Source organism: Kluyvera sp. EC_51, assembly GCF_019584505.1.
Classification (GTDB): Bacteria; Pseudomonadota; Gammaproteobacteria; order Enterobacterales; family Enterobacteriaceae; genus Kluyvera; species Kluyvera sichuanensis.
In genome coordinates, this window is sequence record NZ_VDAG01000024.1 from 233004 (window position 1) to 256978 (window position 23975).

General features: G+C 56.9%; 21 protein-coding genes, 2 pseudogenes and 1 riboswitch. Of the genes and pseudogenes, 7 read left to right on the forward strand and 16 right to left on the reverse strand.

Annotated elements, in window-relative coordinates:
- Positions 1-14: 14 nt before the first annotated feature.
- Both FHC49_RS07200 and FHC49_RS07205 read right to left on the reverse strand, forming a co-directional pair.
- A complete protein-coding gene (locus FHC49_RS07200) occupies positions 15-356 on the reverse strand; it encodes a DNA-binding protein (protein ID WP_185666963.1) in 342 nt (113 codons plus the stop codon).
- Positions 353-681 (reverse strand): annotated as a pseudogene (locus tag FHC49_RS07205) (type II toxin-antitoxin system RelE/ParE family toxin). The gene FHC49_RS07200 and the pseudogene FHC49_RS07205 overlap by 4 nt, the downstream one beginning before the upstream one ends.
- Before the next feature lie 145 nt (positions 682-826).
- On the opposite strand from FHC49_RS07205, the gene yegS reads away from it, so the two are divergent.
- Positions 827-1726 carry a lipid kinase YegS gene (yegS, locus tag FHC49_RS07210; RefSeq protein WP_220439397.1) on the forward strand — a complete coding sequence of 300 codons (900 nt, stop codon included), beginning with the start codon at positions 827-829 and terminating at the stop codon, positions 1724-1726.
- On the opposite strand, the gene FHC49_RS07215 is transcribed toward yegS, so the two are convergent.
- The 12 genes from FHC49_RS07215 to FHC49_RS07270 all read right to left on the reverse strand — a co-directional run bounded on the left by FHC49_RS07215 (position 1723) and on the right by FHC49_RS07270 (position 15816).
- On the reverse strand, positions 1723-3012 hold the full coding sequence (locus FHC49_RS07215) for an ABC transporter substrate-binding protein (protein WP_255581212.1): 1290 nt from the start codon (positions 3010-3012) through the stop codon (positions 1723-1725). The genes yegS and FHC49_RS07215 overlap by 4 nt on opposite strands.
- 94 nt (positions 3013-3106) lie before the next feature.
- Positions 3107-3880, reverse strand: coding sequence for an ABC transporter ATP-binding protein (locus tag FHC49_RS07220; RefSeq protein ID WP_220439398.1), 774 nt, complete (start codon positions 3878-3880; stop codon positions 3107-3109).
- A 10-nt stretch (positions 3881-3890) separates the two neighbouring features.
- Positions 3891-4757 (reverse strand): ABC transporter ATP-binding protein, encoded by an 867-nt coding sequence (locus FHC49_RS07225; RefSeq protein ID WP_220439399.1) that lies wholly within the window; start codon positions 4755-4757, stop codon positions 3891-3893.
- On the reverse strand, positions 4729-5634 hold the full coding sequence (locus FHC49_RS07230) for an ABC transporter permease (protein ID WP_220439400.1): 906 nt from the start codon (positions 5632-5634) through the stop codon (positions 4729-4731). The genes FHC49_RS07225 and FHC49_RS07230 overlap by 29 nt, the downstream gene beginning before the upstream one ends.
- A complete protein-coding gene (locus tag FHC49_RS07235) occupies positions 5631-6668 on the reverse strand; it encodes an ABC transporter permease (RefSeq protein ID WP_220439401.1) in 1038 nt (345 codons plus the stop codon). The genes FHC49_RS07230 and FHC49_RS07235 overlap by 4 nt, the downstream gene beginning before the upstream one ends.
- On the reverse strand, positions 6665-8287 hold the full coding sequence (locus FHC49_RS07240) for an ABC transporter substrate-binding protein (protein WP_220439402.1): 1623 nt from the start codon (positions 8285-8287) through the stop codon (positions 6665-6667). Before FHC49_RS07240 ends, FHC49_RS07235 begins: the two co-directional genes overlap by 4 nt.
- Before the next feature lie 67 nt (positions 8288-8354).
- A complete protein-coding gene (locus tag FHC49_RS07245) occupies positions 8355-9509 on the reverse strand; it encodes a mandelate racemase family protein (RefSeq protein WP_035894884.1) in 1155 nt (384 codons plus the stop codon).
- A 269-nt stretch (positions 9510-9778) separates the two neighbouring features.
- The gene (fbaB, locus tag FHC49_RS07250) at positions 9779-10831 is read right to left on the reverse strand and encodes a class I fructose-bisphosphate aldolase (protein WP_220439403.1); all 1053 of its coding nucleotides are present in this window, start codon (positions 10829-10831) and stop codon (positions 9779-9781) included.
- A gap of 145 nt (positions 10832-10976) precedes the next feature.
- On the reverse strand, positions 10977-11777 hold the full coding sequence (gene thiD, locus FHC49_RS07255) for a bifunctional hydroxymethylpyrimidine kinase/phosphomethylpyrimidine kinase (protein WP_220439404.1): 801 nt from the start codon (positions 11775-11777) through the stop codon (positions 10977-10979).
- Entirely contained in the window at positions 11774-12559 is a 786-nt protein-coding gene (thiM, locus tag FHC49_RS07260; RefSeq protein ID WP_220439405.1) for a hydroxyethylthiazole kinase, read from the reverse strand. The genes thiD and thiM overlap by 4 nt, the downstream gene beginning before the upstream one ends.
- Positions 12560-12593: 34 nt before the next feature.
- A riboswitch (TPP riboswitch) is annotated at positions 12594-12690 on the reverse strand.
- 110 nt (positions 12691-12800) lie between these two features.
- Entirely contained in the window at positions 12801-14153 is a 1353-nt protein-coding gene (locus FHC49_RS07265; protein WP_220439406.1) for a bifunctional diguanylate cyclase/phosphodiesterase, read from the reverse strand.
- A gap of 304 nt (positions 14154-14457) precedes the next feature.
- Positions 14458-15816 (reverse strand): amidohydrolase, encoded by a 1359-nt coding sequence (locus FHC49_RS07270; RefSeq protein ID WP_370631756.1) that lies wholly within the window; start codon positions 15814-15816, stop codon positions 14458-14460.
- A gap of 118 nt (positions 15817-15934) precedes the next feature.
- Between FHC49_RS07270 and FHC49_RS07275 the strand changes: the two genes are divergently transcribed.
- Positions 15935-16632 (forward strand): IS1-like element IS1B family transposase gene (locus FHC49_RS07275; RefSeq protein ID WP_095033700.1). Its coding sequence is split into 2 segments (ribosomal slippage): positions 15935-16184 and positions 16184-16632, totalling 699 coding nucleotides; the frame shifts between segments, so codons are not numbered across the junction.
- Between the two features lie 419 nt (positions 16633-17051).
- Positions 17052-17543 carry a hypothetical protein gene (locus tag FHC49_RS07280; protein ID WP_370631757.1) on the forward strand — a complete coding sequence of 164 codons (492 nt, stop codon included), beginning with the start codon at positions 17052-17054 and terminating at the stop codon, positions 17541-17543.
- 74 nt (positions 17544-17617) lie between these two features.
- On the opposite strand, the gene FHC49_RS07285 is transcribed toward FHC49_RS07280, so the two are convergent.
- On the reverse strand, positions 17618-18538 hold the full coding sequence (locus tag FHC49_RS07285; RefSeq protein WP_185666953.1) for a LysR family transcriptional regulator: 921 nt from the start codon (positions 18536-18538) through the stop codon (positions 17618-17620).
- A 125-nt stretch (positions 18539-18663) separates the two neighbouring features.
- On the opposite strand from FHC49_RS07285, the pseudogene FHC49_RS07290 reads away from it, so the two are divergent.
- From FHC49_RS07290 to speG, 3 genes and pseudogenes are all read left to right on the forward strand, one after another.
- A pseudogene (locus tag FHC49_RS07290) lies at positions 18664-20458 on the forward strand (adenine deaminase); the annotation flags it as partial.
- Positions 20459-20475: 17 nt separating this feature from the next.
- Entirely contained in the window at positions 20476-21819 is a 1344-nt protein-coding gene (locus FHC49_RS07295) for an NCS2 family permease (RefSeq protein ID WP_220439408.1), read from the forward strand.
- A 151-nt stretch (positions 21820-21970) separates the two neighbouring features.
- Positions 21971-22528, forward strand: a complete 558-nt coding sequence (gene speG / locus FHC49_RS07300; RefSeq protein WP_185666950.1) for a spermidine N1-acetyltransferase — start codon at positions 21971-21973, stop codon at positions 22526-22528.
- Between the two features lie 71 nt (positions 22529-22599).
- Here speG and FHC49_RS07305 read toward each other — a convergent pair whose 3' ends face one another.
- Positions 22600-23499: a LysR family transcriptional regulator gene (locus tag FHC49_RS07305; RefSeq protein WP_220439409.1), complete on the reverse strand. Its 900-nt coding sequence runs from the start codon at positions 23497-23499 to the stop codon at positions 22600-22602.
- Between the two features lie 155 nt (positions 23500-23654).
- Between FHC49_RS07305 and FHC49_RS07310 the strand changes: the two genes are divergently transcribed.
- Positions 23655-23972 carry an RcnB family protein gene (locus tag FHC49_RS07310; RefSeq protein WP_185666948.1) on the forward strand — a complete coding sequence of 106 codons (318 nt, stop codon included), beginning with the start codon at positions 23655-23657 and terminating at the stop codon, positions 23970-23972.
- Positions 23973-23975: the final 3 nt, after the last annotated feature.

The window sequence follows — 23975 nt, forward strand, 5'->3', positions numbered from 1 at the left end:
TTCTAACAGGCCGTTCAGTGTGGCGCTTTACTTAACGTGAGCTGTAAGCCTGCTACCGCGGCAAGCTGGGCAAGCGTGGTGACCGTTGGGTTTCCCTTCTCAGATAACGCACGATAAATGCTCTGACGCGCAAGACCGGTCTTTTTCGCTGCTTCAGCGATACCACCGCGCGCCTCTAATACGCGGCGTAATGCGATGAGGAATCCCCCTAAACCACCTTCTTCGTTAATCTCTTCTAGCGCTGTTTTTAGATAGAGGTCAGCATAATCAGGATCAGCGCGAAATGCTTCGATCATGAGCTTGTCACGGTCTACCGCTGGGGCGATGGCCCCTACTTTTTTAGTCGCTGATGTCATTTAGCCCTCACTTTAAAATCTCTAAGATATTCAACTGCCTTATCGATATCTGCGGCCTGAGTTTTCTTCGTACCGCCGATATGTAATAGGATAATCTCGCCGTCTTCTAAGGAGTAGTACACTCGATAGCCGGGGCCATTATCAATACGTAACGCCCAGACACCATCCCTTTCAAACTTGTGGTCTCCGAAATTTCCAGACTCAGCCCGGTCTAACCGGTATCGATCTTCACGGCGGCTATTCGATCTTTCTTTTTTAACCGAGCCAGCCAATCGCTAAAAGGCTTATTGCCATTTTCATCCTGATAGAATTGAGATGTGTACATCCCTTTACCCTCATTCCTTTTGCTCGTTTTAATTGTCACTTATAAGAGACAGGCGGGCAAGATATTTGTCACCTATAAGAGACAACAGGCACATCTGCGTATCCTTTGTTACACTCTTTGCATACCCCACAAAGAGGTACCACGGATGTCCGACTTTCCTGCAAGCTTATTGATTTTAAACGGCAAGGGTGCCAATACCCCTCAACTGCGCGAGGCGGTTGAACTGCTGCGCGATGAGGGCGTGACCATTCATGTTCGCGTTACCTGGGAGAAAGGTGATGCAGTGCGTTACGTGGAAGAGGCCATTCGCCTGAACGTCGAGACGGTGATTGCGGGCGGCGGCGACGGGACGATTAACGAAGTGGCGACGGCGCTGATCCACAGCGAAAGCCGCGAGGTACCGGCCCTCGGTATTTTGCCGCTCGGTACCGCCAACGACTTTGCCACCAGCGTCAATATTCCAACCGATCTGGCCAATGCGCTGAAGCTCGCCATTGCCGGTCGTGACGTGCCGGTTGATATCGCCCAGGTGAACCATAAAACCTGTTTTATCAATATGGCCACCGGCGGCTTCGGCACGCGCATTACCACCGAAACACCAGAGAAACTAAAAGCCGCGCTGGGCGGCGTGTCTTACCTGATTCATGGGCTGATGCGGATGGACACCCTGAAGCCTGACCGCTGCGAAATTCACGGCGAGAACTTTCACTGGCAGGGCGACGCGCTGGTTATCGGTATCGGCAACGGACGTCAGGCGGGCGGTGGGCAGCAGCTATGCCCGGATGCGTTGATTAACGACGGCCTACTGCACCTGCGTATTTTCACCGGAGAAGAGCTTATTCCGGCGCTGTTTAATACGCTTGCCAGCAACGATGGCGCGGAAAACCTGGTGGATAGCGTTTCACCGTGGTTTGAGGTCACCGCACCGCATGAGATGACCTTTAACCTCGACGGCGAACCGCTGAGCGGTAAAACCTTCCGCATGGAGATTTTACCGGCGGCATTACGCTGTCGCCTGCCGCCGGACTGTCCGCTGCTACGTTAACGCATTGCGCGTTTTAAGATGCGCTCTGACTGGCGTTTGAAATCCGTTGCCGCTTCGGCGACGGTTTTCTTACCGTAATCAATCGACTGCAGCGCGCTATCAAACTCCTGCACCAGTTGCGGGTCTTCCAGATACGGCGACACGGAAAGCGTGGTCGGCAGCGCCAGCGCCTGTTTAATCCCGGCAACCGACGGATCTTTGTCGTTAATCACCCCCGCCGCCGTCAGCGTTGCCACCGCGCTTTTGCTCAGCGGCACACCGCGCTCCAGCCCCAGTAACGTGACGCCCTCTTTGCTGTTCAGCAAGAAGTTAATCAGCTTCGCTGCTGCTTCTGGGTGTTGAGTGGTTTTGCCAATCGACAGCATCATCGACGGTTTCATAAACAGCCCTGCGTCAGTGGCCCCCGGCAGCATCGGATAATCACCCAGTTCGAGCTTCGCCGGTGGCTTGAGGTTATCCGAGTATTTGGTGACGGCGGTATTCCACATATAAACGCCGCCCCACTCTCCTTCAATCCACGGCTTCATTTCGTACATATTGCCCTTGCCGAACGAGGCGTAGTACTTCATATCCGGGATGACGTGGTTGTCGATAAGCGTTTTATACAACTGGAAAAACTCGACCCACTGCGCGTCGCTGTAGGTGAATTTTTTACTCTGCTGGTCAATAGCCGGAATGTTGTACTTCTGCACCATATAGGAGTTGAGCAACGCCAGCACGCCCAGGCTTTCCGGGGCCACCGGGTAGTACGGTTTGCCGAGCTTGCTCTCAAAGGTTTTCCCGGCGCTTATCAGCTCATCCCAGTTTTTCGGGTAACCGATCCCCGCCTTTTTCCAGGTTTGATCGTTGTAGTAGAAGATACGCGCGGTCATGGCGACCGGGATGCCGTTCAGCTTACCTTTGACCGTGACCGGCTGGAGGTCTTTGGCGGTGAACTGATCGAGGCCAATCTCATCTTTCACTTTGTTGAGATCGTAGAAGCCGTTGCCGTCTTTAGAGAACAGCGCCAGCCAGTTCCAGTTAGTTTGCATCACGTCCGGTTCGGTGCCGCCCGCCAGTTGCGTGGTCAGGCGCGAAGTATGCCCATCCCAGCCGGTGTATTCGGCTTTGACGTTGATATCCGGATACTGCTGATGGAAGGCTTCCAGCGCCTTCAGCGTGACCTGATGACGGCCGTTGCCGCCCCACCAGGACATTCGCAGGTCGACAGTTTCCGCCGCCAGCGCGGAGGCAGAACAGGCACAGAGGACAAGAGGAAGAGCAAGACGGAAGGATTTTTTATCCATTTTTATGATTTCCCAGAGTTCGAGTAGCCCGGCCACGCCGGGGCCATGCACTGAGCTAAACCCGGCGTCGCTTTGCTCGGCCGGGCTACGGGTTTTAATACGCCGCCACCTCGCGCGCCATTTCTCGCGTATATTGACGGCTGGCGTTAACCAGCATCTGCGTATACGGCGTTTGCGCTTCACCGTTAACCAGCGCATCAACCGTCAGCGTTTCAAGGATCTTGCCGTACTGCATCACCGCCACCTTCTGGCAGAGGTGGGCAATCACGCCCAGATCGTGCGTCACCATCAGGTAGGTCAGGTTCGACTCTTTTTGCAGTTCCGCCAGCAGATTGAGGATCTCCGCCTGCACCGACACGTCCAGCGCCGAGGTCGGTTCATCGAGCAACAGCACCTGCGGTTCGAGGATCAGCGCGCGAGCAATCGCCACGCGCTGGCGCTGGCCGCCGGAAAGCTGGTGCGGATAGCGGTCGCGGAAGGCGCGGTTCAGCCCCACGCGGTCGAGCAGCGTGTTGATGCGCCGGTCCCGCTCGCCGATGCCGTTAATTTGCAGCGGCTCTTCCAGAATGTCGCCAATGGTATGGCGCGGATGCAAGGACCCGTACGGGTCCTGAAACACCATCTGTACCTGACGACAGCGCTCGCGGCTGATCTTATGCGCCAGCCCCTGGCCGCTAATCGCCAGCTCGCCCTGCCAGTGGTTAAACAGCCCGGCAAGACACTTCAGCACCGTGGTTTTCCCAGAGCCTGACTCCCCCACCAGGCCATAAATCTCGCCCGGCTTAACGTGGAAATTGACGTCAAACAGCACCTGGTTGCGCTTTTCGCCCTCGCCAAACACCAGGCTTAAGTTGTTCACTTCAATCATCGTGCGCTCCTTAATCGGTCAGCCAGCTGGTCTGACGCTGTAGCACCGGGAGAACCGGTCGGCGATGGTGCATATCCGGCAGGGCGCTAATCAGCCCTTGCGTATAGGGATGGGTGGCGTTATCGAGGTCGCAGGCGGCAATCGACTCCACCACTCGCCCGGCGTACATCACCAGCACGCGGTCGCAGAAGCTGCGCACCAGGTTAATGTCGTGGCTGATAAATATCAGCCCCAGCCCGCGCGACTTCACCAGATCATCCAGCAGCCCCAGCACCTGCAAACGTACCGACACGTCGAGCGCCGAGGTCGGCTCATCGGCAATCACCAGCTCAGGGTCCGTTATCAGCATCATCGCAATCATGATGCGCTGCCCCTGCCCGCCGGAAATCTCGTGCGGATAGAGGTTGTAGACGCGCTCCGGCTGGCGAATGCGCACCACGTCGAGCATCTCCATCGCCTTGGCTTTCGCCTCGGTTTTGTAACCCGGATGGTGAGTCAGCCAGGCTTCGGCAATCTGGTCGCCGACGCGCACCACCGGGTTCAGCGAATATTTCGGGTCCTGCATAATCATCGAAATACGCTTGCCGCGAAAGGCGCGCATCTGCGCCTCGCTGGCGTTCAGCAGGTCGATATCGCCAAACTGCATCCGGCTAGCATCAATGCGCGCTTTTTTCGGGTGCAGGTGCAGCAGCGCGCGGCCCACGGTGGATTTCCCGGAACCGGATTCACCGACTATCGCCAGCTTCTCCTGCCCAAGCTGGAAGGAGACACCGCGCACCGCGTGGGTTACCGCGCTGCCGTTGACAAAATCCACGCTTAAATCGCGTACGTCGAGCAGCGGTGCAGCGTTATTCGCTGCGAGGATCGAGGATGTCACGTAGGCCATCTCCTAAGAAGTTGAACGCTAAGCTGTTAATAAGAATCGCCAGCCCCGGGATCGTTACTACCCACCAGCACTCCATCATGTAGGTACGGCCGCTGGAGATCATCGCCCCCCACTCAGGATCGGGCGGCTGCGCACCGAGGCCAAGGAAGCCCAGACCGGCGGCGGTCAGGATGATCCCCGCCATGTTCATGGTGATACGGATGATCACCGACGGCAGGCACAGCGGCACAATGTGACGCCACAGCACGCGGGCCGGAGAGGCCCCCTGCAAACGGACGGCAGAGATAAAGTCGGCCTGACGCAGCGACAGGGTTTCCGCACGCGCCAGACGCGCAATTGGCGGCCAGGCGGTCAGGGTAATCGCAATCACCACGTGCTCAAGCCCAGGGCCTAAGGCAGCAACGAACGCCAGCGCCAGCACCAGGCTTGGGAAGGAGATGAAGATATCGGTCACCCGCATCAGCACCATATCGACCTTGCCACCGAAGTAGCCCGCGCAAACGCCGAGCAGCAGCCCCAGCGGGCCCACGGTGACCGACACCAGCAGCACGATGTAGAGCGTAATCCGCGCGCCGTACACCAGGCGGCTAAAGATATCGCGGCCAAATTCATCGGTACCGAACCAGTGCTGGGCATTCGGTGCCATCAACGCGTTGTTTAAGTCCTGCACCAGCGGGTTATAGGGGGCAATCAGCGGGGCGAATATCGCCACCACCAGCAGCAGGAAGATAATCCCGCCGCCGATAGCGGTCAGCGGATTACGCGCCATCTTGCCGATAAATCCCCCCGCCCTTGCCAGCCCGCGCAGCAAACGCTGGCGGCCTTCGCCGGAGGCGCTGGAGAGTCGACTATCGAGAGAAACCGTCATGATTTTGTCCTCGGGTCGAAGAATTGATACAGCATGTCGGAGAGCAGGTTGAGCATCACGAAGATCACCCCAACCAGCAGCACGCAGCCCATCACCGCGTTCATGTCGCCCAGCAGCAGGCTGCCGGTGAGATAGGAGCCAAAGCCCGGCCAGGAGAAGACGGTTTCAATTAACACCGCCCCTTCCAGCAGTGAACCGTAGGCCAGCGCCACCACCGTCAGCAGCTGGACGAGGATGTTGCGGAACGCGTGGTTCCAGATAACCTGACGCTCGGTCAGCCCTTTGACGCGCGCGGTGATGATGAACTCCTGCGACAGCTGCGCCAGCATAAAGCTGCGGGTCATACGGCTGATGTAGGCGAGCGAGTGGAAGCCCAGCAGCGCCGCCGGCAGGATCAGGTGGTTAATGGCGTTCCAGAACACTTCACTGTTTCCGGCCAGCAGCGCATCGACGGTCATCAGCCCGGTGCGACGCGGCACAATGCCGTCCAGCCCCAGGTCAACGCGCCCCGCGCCGCCCACCCAGCCGAGCCAGGCGTAAAACACCAGCAGCCCCATCATCCCCACCCAGAAAATCGGCGTGGAGTAACCAGCGAGGCTGATAATGCGCACCACATAATCGGAGATACTGTTGCGGCGCGCCGCCGCCAATACGCCCAGTGGAATGCCAAGGCCCGCGCCGACGATAATCGCCATCGTCGCCAGCTCCATAGTGGCCGGGAAGACGCGGATAATGTCATCGGTCACCGGTTTGCCGGTCAGCAGCGCATTGCCGAGGTCGCCATGCAGCAGATTGACAAAGTAGATGCCAAACTGGGTCATCAGCGACTGGTCAAAGCCCAGTTGATGATAGACCTGCTGATAGGTGCTCTGGTCGGCATCCGGGCCGACAATCGCCAGCACCGGGTCGATAGGCATCACGCGGCCAATAAAGAAGGTCAACAGCAGCAGGCCGAACAGCGTAATCGCCACCTGCAACAACCGTTTTGAGAAGCGCCGGGTCCGGGAGCCGGGCGCAAGAATTGCCGTACTCATCCTTTATCTCCTTCGCTGACTTTGTAGACTTCACGCAGGAACGTGGTGGCCGACGGATGCGGCTTGTACTCCCTCACCTCGTTACGCACCACCACCGAGTCGACCATCTGCGACACCGGGATCATCGCCGGGATCAGCGCGTCGAAGCGGGTCTGAATGGCCTGATAATCGGCAATCTGTTTTTGTGGGTTACGCTCAAGCAGCGCGCCGTCGATCATCTCGTTAAGCTGTTTGTCATAGAACCCGGTGCGCCAGCCCTGGAAGTTGGTCAGGCGCGCTTCATCGCTGTTGTCCGGGTTATAGACCAGCGCACGCAGGCTGGAGTGCGGATGTGGTTCCATACCGCTGCCGCCGCGTCCTACCAGCATGTCGAACTTACGTTCGCGCATCGCGCCGTAAATCTGGTTGCCGGTGCCGGTGATAATTTTGGCGTTAATGCCCGCCTGCATCAGCGTGGACTGCACGGCAATGGCGATATTGAGGAACGGCTGGTCGGCGAGTACGCGCAGCGTGGTGTCAAAGCCGTCAGGATATCCGGCCTCCGCCAGCAGCTTTTTCGCCCGCGCGAGATCAAAGGTGTAGCCAGGGTCCGGCAGCGTCGACGGCATGCCGGCTTTGATCGGACGCTGGTGCAGCACGCCATAGCCCGGCATCAGGGCTTTATTAATGCCCTGATAATCAATCAGGTAGCGCACCGCTTCACGCACTTTCGGGTTGGCGAAGTGCGGCTCTTTCATGCTCATCGACACGTAGTACATGGTGCCGCGCTGTACCGCGTCAACGGTGAGCTGCGGGTCTTTACGCAGGGCGTTGATATCCGACACCGCCATGTTGTTGGCAATATCAAGGTCGCCTTTTTCAATCATCAGACGCAGGGTCTGCGATTCCTGGAAGTGACGCAGCACCACGCGGTTCATCTTCGCCTCGCCGCGCCAGTACTCCGGGTTGCGCTTCATGCGCAGCACGTCTTTTGCCTGCCAGGTTTCCAGCGTAAACGGCCCGGAACCGGCTTCGTGAGTCGTCAGCCACTTATTGCCCCAGTCGTTATTCTGTTCATGGCTTTGCACGGTTTTACTGTCGAGCACGCCAAGGTTGCCGAGCGCCCCCAGCGAGTAAATGACCAGCTGCGGGTCGTTATCCTTAGGCAGGACAATTTGCACCGTATAGTCGTCCAGCGCCGTGACCTGCTTGTCGACGTTCTTCTTACTAAAACCGTAGGATTTCCATACCGATGCCTGCGCCAGGTTAAGGTGCAGAATGCGGCGCATCGACCACACCACGTCGGCGGCGGTCAGCGGGTTGCCGGAGTGAAACTTGACGTTGTTGTGCAGATGGAAGGTCAGCGTTTTGCCGTCCGGGCTGATATCCCAGGATTTGGCGAGCGCCGGTTTAACGTTGGTGAGCTGTTCAGGGTCAAGCTCGACCAGCGAGTCATAGAGATTCACCACTATCCCCACCACTTCGTTACCGGTCATTGCCGCCGGGTCGAGAGTGAGGAGGTTATTCATGTTCATGCCGATAATGAGCTGATCCGGCGGCGTTTTTGCCAACGCCGCCCCGCTCCCCATCGTCATGGTAAGCGCGAGCAAACACGCTCCCAGCAAGGAGGATTTTTTCATCTATCTATCGCCTGTAGGGTACGACAGGCGACGAATCCGTCCGTGCCTGTCTTGTATTTGTTATGTGTCAGTCGTGGCTGACGGTATTGGCTTCGATAAAGGCAAAATTGATGTCTTCGCCCAGTCCAGGGCGTTGAGACAGGTGAACATAGCCATCGGCGTCCATTGGGTCGACGATGCTGTTCAGGTAGGCCGCTGGCTGGTCGTAGTCGAGGAACGGATGCAACAGACCACGCTCATACCAGCGACAGTTGCGAATGGCGCCAATCACCGCCAGGCTCGCCGCGCCGTTACCGTGTACTTCGCAGTCCATACCAAACGACTCTGCCAGCGCTGCCACCTTCATGGTTGGCGTAATGCCGCCCACGCCGTTGGCCCCTGCGCGCAGAATGTCGCAGGCTCCGGCTTTCACCCAGTCGGCTCGGCTGTGGTGTTTACCGCCAAAGCTTTCCGGCCCGATAATCGGAATCGAGAGGTTCTCAGCCAGCCACGCGTAGGAGGACATGCTGTCTTCTTCCATCGGCTCTTCGAACCAGGCAAAGTTGAGTTTTTCCAGCTCTTTACCAATCCACAGCGCTTCGGTGCGGCTGTACCAGTGGTAACCGTCGATCATCAGGTCGATATCCGGGCCTACCGCTTCACGTACCGCAGCGCAGGCTTTGATATCCATTTTTGGGTTCGGTGCGAACGAGACCGGCGGCATCCAGGTATGCAGCTTGATGGCTTTGTAGCCGCGCGCGACCAGCGTTTCGGCAAAGGCCGCGTACTCTTCCGGCGTGGACAGGCCGCCTTCAAGGTCATCGCCACACATGGTGCTACCGTAGGCCGGTACTTTGTCGCGATAGCCGCCCAGCAGCTTGTAAACCGGCATATTGAGCTTACGCCCAATCAGGTCCCATAACGCCTGCTCAACGAAGGAGAGCGCACGTTCGGTCAGTTGATGCGCGCTGCCACGCTGCCAATGCACCAGATCCTGCCAGATACGTTCACGGTCGAACGGGTCCTGCCCTACCAGCACCTTGCGGAAGAAGGTGTTAACCACGAACGGACGCACGATTTCTGGCGGCGCAAAGGAGTAGCCCTTGCTGCCGTCGTCGGCAGTGATGGTCAGCATCGCCATTTTGGCCATGCTTTCTGGGCCCGGATGTGAGTGTCCGGCGCTGTCGGAAACGCGGCGCGTAGGGTGCTGGAAAACGGTGACATTTACAGATTCAATTTTCATTAAGTGTCCTTTATACAACATGCTACATGGCGATTAATTCACCACGGGTCTGTGTAAAACACGGTTCCGGTAAAACGGTTTTGTGGAATTGAAAAGGCGTTTCATCACTAATCTAAGCACAAAATAGCACCACTTCCACGGACAAATTCCGCTAACGCCGGGCTGTTTTTTGGGCATGCGCACGAGGGTGCGTGATGTTTTTCACAAAAGGATGGGGAAGTGTGAGAACGATCATTATCCTCTCCCAGGCGGGAGAGGATGGGCAAAAATCAGGCGAAGGTGATTTTACCGTCGAGGTAGACGTCCTGAACGGCGTTGATAAGCTGCACGCCATCGGCCATCGATTTTTTGAAGGCTTTACGGCCAAGAATCAGCCCCATACCGCCCGCACGTTTGTTGATGACCGCCGTACGGACCGCGTCCGCAAGGTCGGTTTCACCGCCCGCTGCGCCGCCGGAGTTAATCAGCCCGGCACGGCCCATATAGCAGTTCGCCAACTGGTAGCGCACCAGGTCGATAGGATTCTCGCTGGTCAGTTTGCTGTAGACGCGTTCGTCGGTATAGCCGAAGTTCACCGCTTTATAGCCGCCGTTATTCTCAGCCATTTTCTGCTTCACGATATCGGCGCCGATGGTGGCGGCCAGATGGTTGGCCTGCCCGGTAAGGTCGGCAGATACATGATAATCCACGCCATCTTTTTTAAACGCCGGGTTGCGCAGATAGGCCCACAGCACGGTGACCAGCCCCAACTCATGCGCACGCTCAAAAGCGGCAGAGATCTCCTCAATCTGACGGCGAGACTCTTGCGAACCAAAATAGATGGTTGCCCCCACCGCTACCGCGCCCATATTGAACGCCTGTTCGACGCTGGCGTACAGCGTCTGGTCGAAGGTGTTCGGGTAGCTCAGGGTTTCGTTGTGGTTCAGTTTGACGAGGAACGGAATGCGGTGTGCGTAGCGGCGAGAGACCGAGGCCAGCACGCCGTAGGTGGAAGCCACGCAGTTACAGCCCGCTTCAATCGCCAGTTCAACAATGTTTTTCGGGTCAAAATAGAGCGGGTTGGCGGCAAACGAGGCCCCGGCCGAGTGCTCAACGCCCTGGTCTACCGGCAGAATCGACAGATAGCCCGTACCCGCCAGACGCCCGGTATTGTAGAGGGTCTGCATATTTCGCAGTACGGCAGGCGGACGGTTGTTATCCACCATCACCCGGTCAACGTAGTCGTGGCCGGGCAGATAGAGTTGGTCGGCTGGAATGGTCATACAACGATGCTGTAAAAGGCTGTCGGCGTCTTTGCCAAGCAACTGCGCAATATCAGTCATAGCTATGCTCCCGTAAGCGCCGACATCATGTCGGCTGGATATCCTGCTCAACACTTTTGAGCAGGATAAGCCTGGTACCGGGAGCGTGGAATGTCCAACTTTTGGCAGATTTTAAGCACAACCAACTGGCACGTCAGCCGGACAGCTACCACCACTCGTGGAAATGGTGTACCGGCCCAATACCTTCGCCTACCTGTAAGGTGTCGGCCTGCGCCAGCGCCTGCGACAGCCAGGCTTTGGCGACCGGCACCGTCTCCTGCCAGTTGGCATGGCGCGGTCGCAATGCCGCCAGCGCGGCCGACAGCGTACAGCCGGTGCCGTGCGTGTTTTTGGTCATCACGCGCGGCGCGGTGAAGCGCATTTCGCCTTCGGCGGTAAACAGCCAGTCGGGGCTTTCCGCATCATCAAGATGGCCGCCCTTCATCAGCACCGCTTCGCAGCCGAGCGCCCGCAGCGCCCTGCCTTGTTCCAGCATCTCATGCTCGTTACGAGCATGCGGCGTATCGAGCAGCGCCGCGGCCTCCGGCAGATTTGGCGTGATCAGCGACACCTGCGGCAGCAGGCGCTGGCGCAGCGTTTCAACGGCAGATGGGGAAAGCAGCGGGTCACCGCTTTTGGCCAACATCACCGTATCCAGCACCACGTTTTGAATATGATAGCGTTGCAGTCGCTCGGCCACCGCCTCGACGATATCCGTCTCCGCCAGCATGCCGATTTTGGTGGTATCGATGCGCACGTCGCTGAACACGGAATCTAACTGCGCAGCAACAAAGTCGGGTTCAATCCGGTAGACCGACTGCACTCCACGGGTGTTCTGCGCCACCAGTGCGGTGATAACAGAACAGCCGTAGGCACCAAGCGCCGAGAAGGTTTTCAGGTCGGCCTGAATGCCCGCACCGCCGCTAGGATCGGTACCGGCAATGGTCAGTGCATTGATACGCTTCATGCCGCTACCTCCCCGTGCATCACATACAAGGCATCAAGAAACGCAGGAACAAAACGGCCCGGCCCTCGCCCCTGCGCAGCAATCTGCCCCGCCCGCTTCATCACCGCGCAGGCTCCCGCGACGTTCAGCAACCGGTCGCCCGGCAAAGCACAGCTCGCCGCCACGACGGCCGAGAGCGCGCAGCCGGTGCCAACCACGCGGGTCATCAATGGAGAGCCACCGTTCACCGCCAGCGTTCGTTCACCGTCGGTGATGTAATCAACTTCGCCGGTCACTGCAACAATCGCCCCGCTTGCGCGCGCCAGTTTCTGCGCCGCCGGCAGCGCCGCCGCAGCGGTATCGGTGGTATCCACGCCACGCCCGCCCTGGCTCTCACCGGCCAGCGCCATTATTTCTGAGGCATTGCCACGAATCGCCGCCGGGGTCATCTGCACCAGTTCGCGGCAGAAATCACTGCGCAGCGTCAACGCGCCCACCGCCACCGGATCGAGCGCCCACGGCGTTCCCGCCCGGTTCGCGCTTTCAACCGCCGCCCGCATCGCCTGCGCGCGCGGCTGAGTTAAGGTGCCGACGTTAATCAATAATGCGCTGGCGATAGCCGAGAACTGCCCGGCTTCTCCGGCATCAATGACCATTGCTGGCGATGCGCCGAGCGCCAGCAGCACATTGGCGGTAAAGGTCTGCACGACATCGTTAGTCATACAGTGAACAAGGGGAGAATGTTGCTGCAGAAGGTGTGCGGTATGCGCGAATTGCGCGGGACTTAGCAGGTCGGCTTGCATGGTTTGCTCCTGCCAAAACGCGAAGAAGCAATGACCATATGGTCTCTGACTTCCCTACGCTGGCATTATCCAGATCAGGTGGTACGGGTCTTTCTCAGCCTTCGTAAAGAAGGGCACCCCGAGTCATTTAAATCAATTAGTGGCGATTAACATTTCATTAATGGCTGCCCGCAATAATGCCAGCAGGATGCACGACAAACAAGCCCATACGTTGAGCGGGCAGCATTACGCGACTGATGACTTATCCGTAATTTCGCCGCTGAGCTTTACCCTGTTTCGCTAAATACATCGTCTTGTCGGCATAGTCGAGAAGCTGGCGCTCATCGCTGCCATGCTCTGGATAACAGGCGATCCCAATACTGGGTTCGATGGTCAATATATGGCCCTGAAGGCTGAAAGGCGTGTGGAACGCGTCATCAATTTTTTGAGCGGCCCGCGCCGCATGTTCAGGCGACAACGTTCCCTGAATCAATATCACAAACTCATCGCCGCCAATGCGCGCGACGGTATCCGATTCACGTACACACCGTGTTAGACGCACGGCGGTCTCTTGCTGCAGGAGATCGCCCATGCTGTGGCCCAGCGTGTCGTTCACCTGCTTAAATTTATCGAGATCGATAAACAGCAGCGCCAGTTGTCCATCTTCGCGGCGTACCCTCGCCAGCGTTGTTTTCAGGCGATCGTACAACAGGCCGCGATTTGGCAGATCGGTGAGTTGGTCATACTGCGCCATATGCTGCAATCGGGCCTGCATCTGCTGGCGTTCAATCACCGTCGCAATTTGCGTCGACACAAACTGCAGCAGCTCTTGATCCTGTTGGTTGTAGCACACGCCGCCCGGATAACTTTTAAGCACCAACGCGCCGATAGTGCCTTTATGCGATTTTAGCGGCACCCCCAACCAGCAGAATGGATTAGGGCCAAAGGAGCTGCGTAGTTCCTCGAGGCGCCCTGCCATCGTTTCAGGCGTGAGCAGCAGAGGTTGGCCGGTATGGATAACTTCCGCATAAAACGTCTCTGGGATCAGAGTGAACGGCTCCGGGGTTTGCTGAAATTCATCGACATGATACGGAAAGCTCAGCTGGGACGTTTTTTCATCATAGAGCGTCACCGAGAAATTATCGGCCGGTAGCAGCGTGCCGACGATCTCATGAATACGCTGGAATAGTTTGAGCAGATCTTCGGCGGTATGTGCGGCTTCAGAAATGGCATAAAGCACCGACTGGAGCAATTCGGAACGTTTACGCTCGGTGATATCGCGGGCCACGCCGATACGTAATTGATCGGCCGGCGACCAGCGCGCCGACCACATGATATTCAGGACCTGCCCATTTTTGTGGACATAGCGGTTTTCGAAATGAAATTGAGGATTACCCGACATCACGTCAACTATCGAATTCCGGGTTAATTCCCGGTCTTCCGGCAGCATCATCTCGAACATGTTTCGGCCAATCAGTTCTTTCGGCGTATAGCCAAAAATACGCTCGCAGGACGCACTGGCAAAAATGATATTGGCGTGGGCGTCAACGGCAAAAACCGCGTCCATCATGAGATCGATAAAACTGCTCAACGGTGCGTGAGAATTCGATTCCATAGAGAAAGTCAGGCCTGAATATAGGAATGAGTGCGACTACTTTTGAGAACCGTCGCCCATAAGCACTATAGCAAAGGTTAAATATAGTACAGCCGCAGTTTACTATACAATCAGAAAACGCCACGTGACGATGCTAAAAAAGCACTAAGGTATTGGAGATATAATGGAGAGGCGTTATCCGCCAGGGCTGAATTGAGCTTTTGTAAGCTAGTAACGTTGCTTTTTATGAGGGTAAAGACGGCCTATATTTTAATATAGGGCCGCCTTTCGAAGGCCATATAATAACAGTGGTTAATTATTTATTTTATTGCGCCTGATAAACCTGTTTCCCTTCAAACATGGTCCACAGCACTTTGGCATCCTGCAATTTATCGATACTCACCGTTTCCAGATTACGGTCAAACAGCACAAAGTCAGCGCTTTTCCCCGGTTCAATTGAACCAATCTCTTTATCCCGCCCGATCACTTTGGCAGCGTTCAGGGTGTAGGCCTGTAGCATCGCCTCGCGGTGCATTTTTTCACTGGCAGGCGGCAGCTCTCCCAACTCGCCCATGCGCGTCACCGCCGTGTAAATCGCCAGCATCGGGTTCGGGCTGGAGACTGGCCAGTCGCTGGCACCGGCAATCAGCGCGTGATGGCGGTATAAATCTCCCGCCGGGTAGAGGTTTTTCAACAACGGCGCCGGCACTTTACCGTCAATTAAGGTGGTCGAGGCCGCATCCTTGCCGGCCCACAATAGCTGCATGGATGCCGCCACGTTCAACTGCTGGAAGCGAGGCAGGCTTTGCGGGCTGACCACTTCAAGATGCGTAATGCTGTGCATGACGCCACTATTGCCGTTCTGCTGACGAGCGCAGGCAATACCATCAAGCGCTTCAGAGACGGCCCGGTCGCCGATGGCATGGAAATGGGCAATCAGATGCGCCGCATCCGCTTTGGCAATGAGCTGGCAGAATTGGGCTTTATCCAGGGTGTTATCGCCGCTGTAGCCCGGTCGATTAAGATAGGCCTCGCTGAGTTTTGCCGTCTGGGCCGGATATTCGATCACCCCATCCTGGAAAATCTTTATCCCGCCGAGGCGCACGTCTGGCGTGTGGGAAAACTTCGCTCTCAGCGCCACCACGTTATCAATGGCCGCTGGCGTGGCGTGAATATTCACCAGCGCCAGGCCGGTCACGTGGGCATTGAGCTTACCTTCTGCGGCAAGCGTGGTGTAAGCCGGCAGTAAGCCCTCATCGTGCAGGCCGGGATGGGCATTAAACACCGGTGCCAGCGGGCGGACGTTGCTGATGGGGTCCATCCACGCCGTGATACCCACGCTGTTCATCTCTTTGGTTCCCGCGAGGATCCCCTGAGCAATTTTATTATCATCGACAGGAGGAATAGCATTGAGCACATAGTCCCATGCGCCTTCCGCGACAAATCCGTTAATTTTTCCATCGGCTGTTAATCCGGTCCCGGCTTTAATTCCTGGGTCGGCTTGACTCAGCATCTCATCGGTCAGATTAGCCTGTCGTAGCATCGCCTGGTTCGCCCAACCGGTATGCGCATCCGAGCCGGCTAATACCACTGGAATATTTTTATATTCAGGGGCGTTAAATACCGACGAGAGCAGTTGAATATTATTCCAGTAATCTAAGTTAAGGTTGCTATAGAACTGCACGCCATTGAGGTCACGCTGGCTATTATTTTTATTATCGGCAACAAATTTCTGAATCGCAGCGGCGGTGATGCTGCCAACTTACTGATTTAGTGTATGATGGTGTTTTTGAGGTGCTCCAGTGGCTTCTGTTTCTATCAGCTGTCCCTCCTGTTCAGCTACTGACGGGGTGGTGCGTAACGGCAAAAGCACTGCCGGACATCAGCGCTATCTCTGCTCTCACTGCCGTAAAACATGGCAACTGCAGTTCACTTACACCGCTTCTCAACCCGGTACGCACCAGAAAATCATTGATATGGCCATGAATGGCGTTGGATGCCGGGCAACCGCCCGCATTATGGGCGTTGGCCTCAACACGATTTTCCGCCATTTAAAAAACTCAGGCCGCAGTCGGTAACCTCGCGCATACAGCCGGGCAGTGACGTCATCGTCTGCGCGGAAATGGACGAACAGTGGGGATACGTCGGGGCTAAATCGCGCCAGCGCTGGCTGTTTTACGCGTATGACAGGCTCCGGAAGACAGTTGTTGCGCACGTATTCGGTGAACGCACTATGGCGACGCTGGGGCGTCTTATGAGCCTGCTGTCACCCTTTGACGTGGTGATATGGATGACGGATGGCTGGCCGCTGTATGAATCCCGCCTGAAGGGAAAGCTGCACGTAATCAGCAAGCGATATACGCAGCGAATTGAGCGGCATAACCTGAATCTGAGGCAGCACCTGGCACGGCTGGGACGGAAGTCGCTGTCGTTCTCAAAATCGGTGGAGCTGCATGACAAAGTCATCGGGCATTATCTGAACATAAAACACTATCAATAAGTTGGAGTCATTACCCCTCTTCCCTTCCGATTCTATGCATGATCTAAATCAATATTCACTTAGCCATCTTAGTTGATAGTTGCTTTGCGTTACGAAAGAAGAGAATCGAGTGTCCGTGGCACTGCTGCCGGTTTTCTTTTTTGGTACAACGTAAACAATAATGACGATAGCCGTTCTATAAAAATAAAGACCGATGATAAAACTCATTCTTGCTTACGCCATTGCCTCTATGGCACTGGTGGCAACAGGCGTGCTTCTTGGTACGGTATTTAACAATACCCTATCAACGGTAAGCATTGACTGTAACCACGAATAATTCAGACTGCACTTATACTTTTAACGTTTGTTGGTAATAACGGAAGTGATTAAATAATCATTCCGGTTAAATATTGTGTATTGGTTAATAAGAAAAAAGGTTAATGATGAAAGCAAAAATGATGGTGTTAGCCGTTCTGGTCGGTTCCGCAGCGCTGGCAGGTTGCAGCTCCCCGGCACAGCGCATGGCATCCTGCGAAGCACAGGGCGTCTCTAAAGACACCTGCTATTTATCCGAGCAGAACCGCCAGCAGAGCATTAACAATGCGGCAATGACGGCGGCGTACGCTAACGCGGCAAACGCTACCCGTAGCAAAGACGTCGAGCAGCACGCTCAGGCCGCGCACGTCGCGGATCCAATGCGCGAAGCCACTCTCTCTTCCAACGTCCTGAAAGCAACCCTGTCAAACGGCTTCTTCTCCGCGACCATCAACGGTAAGAAAGCGGTGGTTAAGCGTGTTAACGCTAATTTCTATGAAATTCATGGTGCAGGATATGTTATTTCCGTCAGCATGAATGCCGACGGTATTGAAAGTGCGTCATGGAATAAAACCCATGGCCGCGATAACGGGATGCTGACCGTTACCCAGAAGTAATTCGCTAAGGAGGCTTTGGCCTCCTTATTTCTTTATTGGGCGGCGTCTTCCCGGCGTCGCTTTGCTCGGCCGGGCTATGGGGTATCGCGAAGCGCTTTTAACAGCAATGTGAAGCAGGCTTCGATAAGCGGCGGCAGCGTCTGCGGGCCACGCATTAACGCGACGGTACGCGTTAACTCCGGCTGCTGAAGCTGCGCGACTCGCAGCGCCGTATCCTGCAGATGGGTAGTGTACAGCTGTGGGAGGATCCCCACCGCTAAGCGTGAACGCACCAACCCGTACAGCGTTTCAATATAATCAACCTGATAACGGGTATTGAGCGTCAATCGCTGGCTCTCCACCAGCGCGCCAACCAGACGCTGAATGTTTCCTTTTGAGAACACGGCAATATCGCGCCCTGCCAGCTGTTTCCACGGCAAATGCGGCTGCCCGGCCAGCGGGTCGTCCACGTGGAGTATCGCCACCAGCGGGTCTTCACGCAGCGGAAAAACCTGCAATTCTGCGGGCAGAGAACTGTCGATAGCCCCCACGCCAAAATCAATGTGCCCGCTTTGCAGATCGCGCGCCAGGGCATCGTTGGTGCGATCGAGAAACTCGACGCGCAGGCGCGGAAATGCCTGCGCTAGCGCCTCGGGTAACAGCGGAAACAGCAGCGAACTGACCGACGGCACCAGCCCAATGCGCACCGTACCATCACCGCCCGCTTCCACAATCTGCTGCATATCGTGAAACGCCAACTGCGCCACGCTCAGCACCCGCTGGGCATGCGGCAAAATGGCCGCGCCCAGCTCGGTCAGCGTCACCGCCGAGGCGGTACGGTTGACCAGCTTACCGCCCAGCACCGTTTCAATCTGACGCAGAGCGCTGCTCAGCGCCGGTTGGCTAATCGCCAGCCGGTTGGCGGTATCGGTAAAGTGACGCAGTTGCGCCAGCGTGACAAAATACTGCAACTGTTTAAGCGAGAGCGCAGGCAATCGCTGCCAGGGGTCGGTCATGGTGTGCTTCACTCGTGGCTATCACGCACAATAAGCTGAAGTTATCGGGTGATAAATTTAATCATCTGGGCAACCGTTTGCTCTGCCCCTAAAGTAGCACGCATTATCCCTGTGCCGGAGTTGTTATGTCCAGCAATGCTGAAAACCGCCGCCGCGCCGTTCAGGCCGCACGTGGCGAGTCCCCGTTTGATCTTTTAATCACCGATGCCAACGTTGTCGATATGGCGACCGGTGAAATTCGCGAAGCCGATGTCGGTATCGTTGGCGATATGATTGCCAGCGTCCACCCGCGCGGCAGCCGCAGCGACACGCTGGAACATCACTCCCTGCCCGGCGTTTACCTCTCTCCAGGCCTGATGGACACCCACGTTCACCTCGAAAGTTCACATCTGCCGCCGGAGCGCTACGCGGAGATCGTACTGGCACAGGGCACCACCGCCGTATTCTGGGATCCGCATGAGCTGGCAAACGTGCTGGGCGTGGCGGGCGTTCGCTATGCCGTAGAAGCCAGTCGTCATCTGCCTCTGCAGGTGATGGTCGCCGCACCGTCCAGCGTGCCGTCTACACCGGGGCTGGAGATGTCCGGGGCCGATTTTGCCGGTGCCGAAATGGAAACCATGCTGGGCTGGCCGGAAGTGCGCGGCGTAGCGGAAGTGATGGATATGCACGGCGTGCTGCACGGCAGCTGCCGGATGCAGGAGATCGTGCAGGCGGGGCTCAACAGCGGCAAGCTGATTGAAGGCCACGCCCGCGGCCTGAGCGGTGCCGATCTACAGGCCTATCTTGCCGCAGGCGTCACCTCCGATCACGAACTGACCTCCGCCGACGACGCGCTTGAGAAGCTGCGCGCCGGTCTGACCCTTGAGATTCGCGGCTCGCACCCTTACCTGCTGCCGGATATCGTCAAGGCGCTGAAATCGCTGCCGCATCTCTCTTCACAAATTACCGTCTGCACCGACGATGTGCCGCCGGACATGCTGCTGGAAAAAGGCGGCATTATCGCCCTGCTGAACCTGCTGATTGAACATGGTCTGCCAGCGACCGATGCCCTGCGCTTCGCCACGCTGAACGCCGCCATTCGCCTGCAGCGCTATGACCTTGGGCTGATTGCCGCCGGACGCCGCGCCGACCTGGTGGTGTTCGATTCGCTGGAAAAACTCAACGCCCGTGCGGTGTACGTCGCCGGGAAGCAGATTGCCCGCGACGGCAAGCTGCTAAGCACCTTGACCGCAGCCGTTGGGGTCACGCCGCCGCGTAATACCCTGCGCCTCTCCCCGCTTGAGGCTGATGATTTCGCGCTGCGCGTGGGCAATATCCAGCACGGCACCGCCCGTCTGCGCCACATCCGCGGCGCGCGCTTTACTCAATGGGGCGAAATCGACGTACAGATCCGCAACGGCGAGGTCGAGATCCCAACGGGCTTCAGCCTGATCTGGGTGAAGCACCGCCACGGCCGCCATGAAGCTAAACCGCAGATTGCCCTGCTGGAAGGCTGGGGTGAGCTGCGTGGCGCGATTGCCACCAGCTACTCGCACGACTCCCACAACCTGGTGGTGCTGGGGCGCAGCGCCGAAGATATGGCGCTGGCGGCCAATCAGCTGATCGCCTCCGGCGGCGGCATGGCGCTGGCGCAAAACGGCGGCATTCTGGCCCACGTGGCGATGCCGATTGCCGGCATGCTCTCCGACAAACCGGCGCATACGCTGGCCGCCGAGTTCCGCCAGCTGCGCGACCTAAGCGCCGAGATAGCCGACTGGGAGCCGCCGTACCGCGTCTTTAAGGCGATTGAGGGCACCTGTCTTGCCTGCAACGCCGGGCCGCATTTAACCGATTTAGGGCTGACCGACGGCACGACGCGCCAGATAGTCGACCCCGTACTGGATTGCCGGGAAACGCCGGAACACACATCACAACAATAATCACGGGAGCGCCACACCATGGCCGATAACACCCTTCAAACGCCAACCGCTGGGAGTTGGCTTGAGCGACGTTTTGCATTGTCTTCCCGCGGCAGTTCGCTGCGTACCGAGTGCCTGGCAGGCGTCACCGGGTTTCTCGCCGCCGCCTATCTTCTGGTGGTGATCCCAGGCCTGTTGGCCGTAGGGGGAATGGATAAAGGTGCGGCCACCACCGGCACCATTTTAGTGTTCGTTGGCGGTACGCTGCTGATGGCGTTCTACGCTAACCTGCCGTTTATCGTCGGCCCGGGTATTGGCGGTTCGGTGCTGGTCGGCGTGACGCTGGCAGGCAGCGAAGGTATTGGCTGGCAGATTGGCCTCGGCATCGCCTGCTGGTCGGGCATTCTCTTCTTCCTGCTGACCAAATTCGGCCTGCGCGAAGTAGTGACCCGTTCGGTCCCGCAGTCGATTAAGCTCGGCCTCACCGCTTCAATCGGCCTGTTTGTCGCCGTGTTAGGTTTTCGTAATGCCGGTCTGGTACTGGCGAACGCCAAAACCAACTCGCTGATGTTGGGTGACTTTATGGCCTCCGGCGCGCTGGTTGCGCTATGCGGCCTGTTCCTGGCGATCGCATTGCAGGCTCGCCGTATTCCCGGCGCGATTCTCTGGGCAATTCTGTTCGCGACATTGGTTGGCATCCCGGCGGGCGTGACGCATCTCCCCGCCAGCTTTATCGATATGCCGCATTCGCTCACGCCAGTGCTCGGTCACGTTGACATGCTGGGCGCGCTGAATATCGCCTTCCTGCCGTTCCTGTTCGTCTTTTTCGCCTCTGAGTTTTTCTCCACCATGGGCACCACGCTGGCAGTCGGCGGCGAAGCGGGTCTGCTGGATAAAGAAGGCAACATGCCGCACATCAACCGCCCGTTTATGGTGGACTCCATTGCCGCCGCTATCGGTCCGTGGCTTGGCATTCCGGCGGCCACCGCGCTGATTGAATCCTCGGCGGCAGCGGAAGCTGGTGGTAAAACTGGCCTGACGGCGCTGGCGGCAGCGGTGATGTTCCTGCTGATGCTGCTGTTCACGCCGGTGGCGCTGATGATCCCGAAAGAAGCGACCGCCCCTGCGCTGATGCTGATCGGGCTGAATATGTTCAGTGGCCTGCGTAAGGTTGACCTCGGTAATTTCACCGACGGCCTGCCGGTGCTGATGATGGTGATGATCACCCTGATTGCCAACAGCTTCGGTACCGGAATTGCCGGTGGCCTGCTGTTCTTTATCGTGATTAAAACCATCGCTGGAAAATGGCGTGAAATCCCCATTGGTCTGTGGGTGCTGGCGGTACCGCTGGTGTACTACTTCGCGACGCTGGTGAAGCACTAACTCTTCTGCCTCATCAGGCGAACATCTTCGCCTGATGAGGCAAAGCATGCAGGCTTACCACACTGAATTAATTGTAATTTTTTTCAAATCTTGATGACGCCCACCGCAAGCAGATAATATATTTCCAGTTTACCAAGAGGCTGAAAATATTATGCCAGAACCATCAGACATTAAACTAAGACCCCTGGAACGCGAAGATTTGCGCTTTGTCCATCAACTCGATAATAACGCGAGCGTGATGCGCTATTGGTTCGAAGAACCCTATGAAGCGTTTGTTGAGCTGAGCGATCTTTACGATAAACACATCCACGATCAGAGCGAACGCCGTTTTGTCATTTCGTTTAATGGCAATAACGCGGGCCTGGTGGAGCTTGTCGAAATAAACCATATTCACCGCCGGGCTGAGTTTCAGATTATCATCTCGCCGGAATATCAGGGTAAAGGCCTGGCGACCCGTGCTGCTAAGCTGGCAATGGATTACGGCTTTACCGTACTGAATCTCTATAAGCTCTATCTCATCGTCGATAAAGAGAACGCCAAAGCGATTCATATTTACCGTAAGCTTGGTTTTATCCAGGAGGGAGAATTAATCCATGAGTTCTTCGTGAACGGTGAATACCGCAACACGATCCGCATGTGTATTTTCCAACATCAATATTTAGAAAATAACAAATCGACGGGCGGGATACTGAAACCGACGGCGCAATAACGGTGATTTAGCGGTTATTGCCTACCCGAGCCGGTGGGCACCACCCGCTCAGGTATCCAGCGCAACGGCAGTTAAGACTGTTTCGCCGCACACTCCGCTTTCACCGCCTCATACAATAACCGCACCGCCGCAGAGAGCTGCTTGCGGTGTGGGCAGATCATATTCAGCGGCACCCGGTCGCCGAGATAGTGCGGCAGCAGCACCTTGAGTCGCCCTTCCCGCAGGTCGTCGCTAACGTCGAGCCCTGATTTAAACGCAATCCCTTCTCCGGCAACCGCCAGACGGCGGATCACTTCCGCATCATCGCTGGTGATGCTACCGGAAACCTGCACGCTGTGCTCCACGCCGTCAAGACTGAGTGGCCAGCGGTCAAACGGCCTGCCGCGCAGCACGTAGGTCAACGCGTTACATTTTTCGAGGTCGGCCAGCGTCTGGGGTTCGCCGTGACGGGCAATCCAGTCGGGCGAGGCCACCACCACGCGTCGGTTTTCTGCTGCGACCGGCAGGGAGACAAACGAAGCATCGTCGTTCTCACCGTAGCGAAACGCCACGTCGACCGGGTCTTTAAACACATCGGTGCGATGATCGGAAAACAGAATACGCAGGCGCAGTGCCGGGTGACGCTCGCGGAACTGGCGGAACACCCGCAGCAGCAGGTTACGGCCGAGGTCGGACGGCACAGCGATTTGCAGCGTGCCGCGCACCTCATCGTCTGGGGTATGTATCTTTTGCAGCCCATTTTGCAGCGCATCGAGCATCTGTACGGCAAACGGCAGCCAGGTCTCCCCTTCCGCCGTCAGGCGCAGACTGCGCGTTGAGCGAGCAAACAGGCGAACGTTAAGCGCGGTTTCCAGCCGTTTGATGGCCGAACTGACCTGCGCCGGGGGGATGCCCGCTTCGCGCGCCGCATCGCTAAAGCTGTTCAGCGCGGCGGCGCGCACGAACAGAGATAAATCTTCCAGCCTGAACATGAAAGGGTCCTTAGTCGCGAGTGCCAGAATAGTCCTCAAAACCGAATAGTCGCGGTTTGCTTACACTTTTTAAGAAAGCAGCGCTTGCCATTCAGGCCGCGCATCAGGAATCATACGGAGCTGCAATTTTATATCCAGGATAATGTGGGGATAGTATGCGTAAAACAAAAATGATGCTTCTGGGCGTACTGTTGGCGACGGCGAGCGCAGCATGGGCTGCACCGGCAACGGGAATTAAGCAGTTTGAACTGCAAGAGTTCACTGCCGACTTCACGCAGTTCAAGATTGGCGACAAAGCGCCTGCGATGTACCTGACACCGGAGTACAACATCACGCAGTGGCAGCAGCGTAACCTGCCAGCGCCGGATGCAGGCACCCGCTGGACGTACATGGGCGGTAACTATGTACAGATTAGCGATACCGACGGCACCATCAGCAAAATCTACGACGGCGAGATTTTCTACCACCGTTAATGA

Coding starts and splice junctions, on each gene's coding strand:
- FHC49_RS07265 (WP_220439406.1), bottom strand. CDS start 14,153: ATGGAATCGAATTCTCACGCACCGTTGAGCAGTTTTATCGATCTCATG.
- fbaB (WP_220439403.1), bottom strand. CDS start 10,831: ATGACTGATATTGCGCAGTTGCTTGGCAAAGACGCCGACAGCCTTTTA.
- FHC49_RS07200 (WP_185666963.1), bottom strand. CDS start 356: ATGACATCAGCGACTAAAAAAGTAGGGGCCATCGCCCCAGCGGTAGAC.
- FHC49_RS07220 (WP_220439398.1), bottom strand. CDS start 3,880: ATGATTGAAGTGAACAACTTAAGCCTGGTGTTTGGCGAGGGCGAAAAG.
- FHC49_RS07285 (WP_185666953.1), bottom strand. CDS start 18,538: ATGACCGACCCCTGGCAGCGATTGCCTGCGCTCTCGCTTAAACAGTTG.
- thiD (WP_220439404.1), bottom strand. CDS start 11,777: ATGAAGCGTATCAATGCACTGACCATTGCCGGTACCGATCCTAGCGGC.
- FHC49_RS07230 (WP_220439400.1), bottom strand. CDS start 5,634: ATGACGGTTTCTCTCGATAGTCGACTCTCCAGCGCCTCCGGCGAAGGC.
- FHC49_RS07215 (WP_255581212.1), bottom strand. CDS start 3,012: ATGGATAAAAAATCCTTCCGTCTTGCTCTTCCTCTTGTCCTCTGTGCC.
- yegS (WP_220439397.1), top strand. CDS start 827: ATGTCCGACTTTCCTGCAAGCTTATTGATTTTAAACGGCAAGGGTGCC.
- speG (WP_185666950.1), top strand. CDS start 21,971: ATGCCAGAACCATCAGACATTAAACTAAGACCCCTGGAACGCGAAGAT.
- FHC49_RS07295 (WP_220439408.1), top strand. CDS start 20,476: ATGGCCGATAACACCCTTCAAACGCCAACCGCTGGGAGTTGGCTTGAG.
- FHC49_RS07310 (WP_185666948.1), top strand. CDS start 23,655: ATGCGTAAAACAAAAATGATGCTTCTGGGCGTACTGTTGGCGACGGCG.
- FHC49_RS07280 (WP_370631757.1), top strand. CDS start 17,052: ATGATGAAAGCAAAAATGATGGTGTTAGCCGTTCTGGTCGGTTCCGCA.
- thiM (WP_220439405.1), bottom strand. CDS start 12,559: ATGCAAGCCGACCTGCTAAGTCCCGCGCAATTCGCGCATACCGCACAC.
- FHC49_RS07235 (WP_220439401.1), bottom strand. CDS start 6,668: ATGAGTACGGCAATTCTTGCGCCCGGCTCCCGGACCCGGCGCTTCTCA.
- FHC49_RS07305 (WP_220439409.1), bottom strand. CDS start 23,499: ATGTTCAGGCTGGAAGATTTATCTCTGTTCGTGCGCGCCGCCGCGCTG.
- FHC49_RS07240 (WP_220439402.1), bottom strand. CDS start 8,287: ATGAAAAAATCCTCCTTGCTGGGAGCGTGTTTGCTCGCGCTTACCATG.
- FHC49_RS07245 (WP_035894884.1), bottom strand. CDS start 9,509: ATGAAAATTGAATCTGTAAATGTCACCGTTTTCCAGCACCCTACGCGC.